The organism is Dietzia sp. KRD202, from assembly GCF_017168155.1.
Classification (GTDB): Bacteria; Actinomycetota; Actinomycetes; order Mycobacteriales; family Mycobacteriaceae; genus Dietzia; species Dietzia kunjamensis.
Genome location: NZ_JABFAN010000019.1, coordinates 1 through 2,980 on the forward strand (window position 1 = coordinate 1; position 2,980 = coordinate 2,980).

4 protein-coding genes are annotated in these 2,980 nt (G+C 71.5%); 3 read left to right on the forward strand and 1 reads right to left on the reverse strand.

What is annotated here, in order from left to right; all coding sequences use genetic code 11:
* Nucleotides 1-22 precede the first annotated feature (22 nt).
* The gene (locus J1M64_RS15605) at nt 23-685 is read right to left on the reverse strand and encodes a TetR/AcrR family transcriptional regulator (protein WP_241261648.1); all 663 of its coding nucleotides are present in this window, start codon (nt 683-685) and stop codon (nt 23-25) included.
* 79 nt (nt 686-764) lie between these two features.
* Between J1M64_RS15605 and J1M64_RS15610 the strand changes: the two genes are divergently transcribed.
* The 3 genes from J1M64_RS15610 to J1M64_RS15620 are packed head-to-tail and all read left to right on the forward strand — an operon-like array spanning nt 765 to nt 2,887.
* Nucleotides 765-1,241, forward strand: coding sequence for a nuclear transport factor 2 family protein (locus J1M64_RS15610; RefSeq protein ID WP_206474785.1), 477 nt, complete (start codon nt 765-767; stop codon nt 1,239-1,241).
* Nucleotides 1,242-1,278: 37 nt separating this feature from the next.
* Nucleotides 1,279-2,007 carry a sulfite exporter TauE/SafE family protein gene (locus J1M64_RS15615; RefSeq protein WP_119193096.1) on the forward strand — a complete coding sequence of 243 codons (729 nt, stop codon included), beginning with the start codon at nt 1,279-1,281 and terminating at the stop codon, nt 2,005-2,007.
* Nucleotides 2,008-2,047: 40 nt separating this feature from the next.
* Entirely contained in the window at nt 2,048-2,887 is an 840-nt protein-coding gene (locus J1M64_RS15620; RefSeq protein ID WP_241261649.1) for an SDR family NAD(P)-dependent oxidoreductase, read from the forward strand.
* Nucleotides 2,888-2,980: the final 93 nt, after the last annotated feature.

Here is a 2,980-nt window from a genome sequence, read left to right on the forward strand (position 1 = left end):
GTTGCGGGGCGGGCGAGGGGCGTCAGCGGTCGCCGGTGATGACGCGGGCCAGCAGATCCGCCAGCCGCTCGTCGATGCCCTCGCGATCGGCCACGGGGATGTCCAGGGCGTCGAGCAGCGCGCCCCGGAGAACGGGCCAGGCGTACACGGCGGTGAAGACCAGCAGCAGCTCGACGTCGCCGGCGGGCGGGGGAGAGGTCATCCGCCGCAACGCGGCCGCCGGACGCTGCGACGGGTCGAGCATCGGCGGGAACGCCGCCTCGCGGTCCAGGGCCAGCCACGCGAGCAGCCGGCTGATCTCCGGGTGCGACGAGGCCCCGAGCAGCATCCCGCGCGCGGCCTCACCGGCGTCGTCGAGGTCCTCCAGGCGGGCGGCACCGTAACGCACCGCATCCTGCATCACCTCGGTGAGCAGCGCGTCCTTGCGCCCGATGTGCCGGTGGATCAGGCCGAGATTGACCTGCGCCGCGTCGGCGATATCGCGCAGCGGGACGTTCGGACCGCGATCGGACAGTAATCTGCGGGCCTCCCGCATGACCGCCGAGCGGACCTCGTCGCGGCCGGTCGGGCGTGTGGGGGACGGGCTGCCCGCGTTGTCGTCGTCGCCACGGTTGTCGTCGCCACTGCTGCCGTCCCCGTTCGGGGCGCCTGGCGCGCCTCCGACGGCATTCTTCCCGGTTTCCATTCCCGAACTGTACACAATTGACTACAGTCGCTGCTGTGCGCGCGACACGTGCGCCCCGACCCTCTGCGAAAGGCCCGCGATGAGCACTCCCGACCGCCGCGACGACATCGACGCCATCAAGTCACTCAAGTACCGCTACCTCCGCTGCGTCGACCTGCGGCTGTGGGACGAGCTCGCCCAGACGCTCGCGCCCGACGTCACCGCGTCCTACGGTAAGCGCCTGTCCTACACCGGCCGCGACGAGGTGGTCACCGGACTGCAGGGGCAGATGACGAACGACGTCATCACCGAGCACCAGGCCCACCACCCGGAGATCGAGGTCGACGGCGACACCGCCACCGGCCGCTGGTACCTGCAGGACCGGGTGATCGTGCCCGCCTTCGACACGATGATCTTCGGCAGCGCGTTCTACTCCGACACCTACGCCCGCATCGACGGGCGCTGGATGATCACGAAGACCGGCTACAAGCGCACCTACGAGGCGATGATCAACCTCAAGGACGTGCCCAGCTTCCAGCTCAACGACAACCACCTCGCGCCCGCCGACGAGAAGTGACGGCGCGGGCGGATGGCGGCGGGTGCGACGGTGATCCGTGGAGCTGATCGTCCTCGCGGCACTGTGCGTCGCGGTCGCCTCGATCATCGGCGGGGCCACCGGGTTCGGGACCGCGCTGATCGCCACCCCGCTGATGCTCATGGCGGGCATCGGGCTGGCGGAGACCGTGGCCGTCAACCTGGTGGTCGCGCTGATCACCCGGGTCGGCGTCACCGTGCAGCTGCGCCGTCACATCACGTGGCGACGCGTGGCGGTGCTGGGTGCCGCGAGCGTTCCGGGGGCCTGGCTGGGCGTGCAGACGCTCGCGCTGCTGCCCGAACAGCACCTCCAGCCGGCGGCGGGCGCGGTCACCGTCCTGTGTGGCCTCGCGATGGCGTTGCCCACTACGCACCACACGCGCCCGCCCTCGACGCTGGCGTCGGCCACGGCCGGGGCGATCGGCGGGTACCTGTCCACCACGACCTCCCTCAACGGGCCGCCGGTCGTGCTCCTGCTCGGCCGCGCCAAACTCCCGCCGCTGGGGTTCATCGGGGACCTCGCCGGATACTTCGTCATCACCAGCACGGTCTCGCTGGCACTGCTCTGGACGGGCACCGGCATCGACCTGCCCGGACTGGCCCCACTGCTCACGGTGTGCACGGTCGCCGGGGTCGCGGCCAACCAGGCGGGCATCGCCATCGCCACACGTCTGCCCACCCACGTGTTCCGCTCGGCCGTGATCGCCCTCGTGGTGATCGCCGGCCTGCTCACCATCGTCACGGCGTGATCGCCGCCCACCCGCATTCGGATCAACCACGGAGGACCCCATGACCGAGAACACCCAGAACACGCCCGCCGCGGGCGGTGACCAGCCGGGCGCGGCCGCACAGCCGGGCGCCGACCGCGACAACCGCCTGGCCGGCAAGGTCGCGATCGTCACCGGCGGAGGCCAGGGCGTCGGCCGCGGCATCTCGCTCGGCCTCGCCGAATCCGGCGCGGCGGTCCTGCTGGTCGGTCGCAGGATGCACAAGCTCGAACGCGTCGCCGAGGAGATCCGCTCCGCCGGCGGCACCGCCGAGTGCCTCGCCGCCGACATCGTCACCGACGGTGCACCGGAACAGATCATCGCCACAGCCGTAGAGCGCCTCGGCGGGGTGGACATCCTCGTCAACAACGCCAACATGGCCATGCCCCTGCCGCTGTCCGACTACCCCGACGACGACTTCCGCAAGGCCTTCGAGGGCGGCCCCCGCGTCTCGCTGACCCTGATGAAGCTCGCCCGGCCCGAGATGGCACAGCGCGGCGGCGGCACGATCATCAACCTCGTCACCTCCGCCGCCGTACGCTGGGACGCCGCCAACTACGGCATCTATTCCGCGGTGAAGGAAGCCGTCCGCGCCCTCACCCGCGCCGCCGCCTACGAGTGGGCCGCCGAGGGCATCCGCGCGCTCAACGTGGCCCCCCACGCCCACAGCCCCGGGCTCGACTGGTGGATGGAGAACAACCCGGAGGAGGCCGAGGCGTTCGTCGCAGGCATCCCCGCCGGCAGGGTGGGCGACCCCCTCGCCGACATCGGCCGCCCCGTCGCCTGGCTGTGCTCGGCCGAGGCCTCGTATCTGAGCGGCGCGACCATCCCGTTGGACGGCGGCCAGTCCCGCTGGGGCTGACCTCGTCGTCGTCGCCGTCGTCACCGTCGTCACCGTCGTCGTCATCACCGTCATCACCGTCGTCCCCCAATCCCCACGCCCACGAGAGGCCAC